General features: G+C 37.1%; 1 protein-coding gene. It reads right to left on the bottom strand.

Annotation, left to right across the window (positions count from 1 at the left end; translation table 11 throughout):
• Window positions 1-19: 19 nt before the first annotated feature.
• Complete coding sequence (locus NAF19_RS30480) at window positions 20-1198, bottom strand: IS4 family transposase (protein WP_252794252.1); 1179 nt, start codon at window positions 1196-1198, stop codon at window positions 20-22.
• Window positions 1199-1285 lie beyond the last annotated feature (87 nt).

Below are 1285 nucleotides of genomic sequence, written 5' to 3'. Positions count from 1 at the left end.
ACCATGGGTGTTCGGAAGATTATTCTGGGGCACTTTTGAGGATTGCGTCAAGTTTATAAGGGTCGCCGCCACAGATAATAACGATATCCTTCATTAAGGACTTTTCCAGGTCATTAACGAAACGCTGTTTCATTATTTTATAACCTTTTAGACCGTTAATTTCTTTATATGCAAGTAAAAGTATAGCAGCTATCATTGTACAATATAGCATCACCTTAATGCCGTTTTCACTTCTGTTAATCAGGTGGCTAAAGTTCAATTCCTGTTTAATAAACTTAAAAAACACTTCAATTTCCCATCTGTATTTATAGAATATCGTAACATCGGCCGCTGAAAGCATTTCAGTTTCAATATTAGTTACAAACAGGAGGGTTTCTCCTGTAGTTTTGATTAAGGCCTCGATACACCTAACAGGATGGTCTGCTTTTACACCGCTGGCTTTATATAAATAAACCCAGCTATCGCTGTAAATGTGTAATGTCGGCGTTTGGACAACCATTTCTGGCAAGGTATTGTATGATATTAAATCCCTCTTACTTTTAGCGCTAAGTCTGGAGATAAACGGAATTTCCTTTTCTGTAAATTCATCATACGTTTTACGGGCGGTAATTCCCCTGTCAAATATCCTAATAATGGAAGTATTGTTCTTGTCATGAGATAAAATACCTTCTTTAAGAGCTTCATTTTCACTGGAATAGGATTGTTCATTAAAAAAATGAATTGCTACAGGAAGATTCGAATATCCAACTGTGAATTTTAATTGTTTGAGATGGGCCGCCCCACCTCCCTGGATGTGGTAGCCAACGTTCAAGAGTTTGCCTGATAAAGCTACAATGGTTGAATCAAACCTGATAAATTCAGTTTTTGCGGGCCTTAGAATAGCGCTATACGTCTCAATACATTTGTTATATAGCTTTTCAAAATAAGCTGGATTTATAACAGAAAGCCTTTCGCTTATAGAGCTGAAGCTGATGGTTTCGCTTTTAATCTCTGCATTCAACAACTTAAAAACAACCGACTCATAAGCTGATTCCATCGTTCGGAGGCTATTATCCTTAAATGAAAGAATACAATGAATCAGTAGCTTAAAAATAATTTCTCCATACAGCTTTTTTGTGTATTTATCTACTTGGGTTTCAAGCGCAAACTCCTCAAGGATATTGTCCGGTAATAATGCGAGTAGCTGCGCGGCTTCCATGCAACAAAAGAACCGGCTATTTATCTTAAAAACACATCGAAATTATCCACTTATGGGGATAATCGATTTCTTCCGAACACCCATGGT

Source organism: Mucilaginibacter flavidus, assembly GCF_024055575.1.
Lineage (GTDB): Bacteria > Bacteroidota > Bacteroidia > Sphingobacteriales > Sphingobacteriaceae > Mucilaginibacter > Mucilaginibacter flavidus.
The sequence above is the reverse complement of the archived record's forward strand: the minus strand, read 5'-3'. Positions and strand labels throughout refer to the sequence as shown.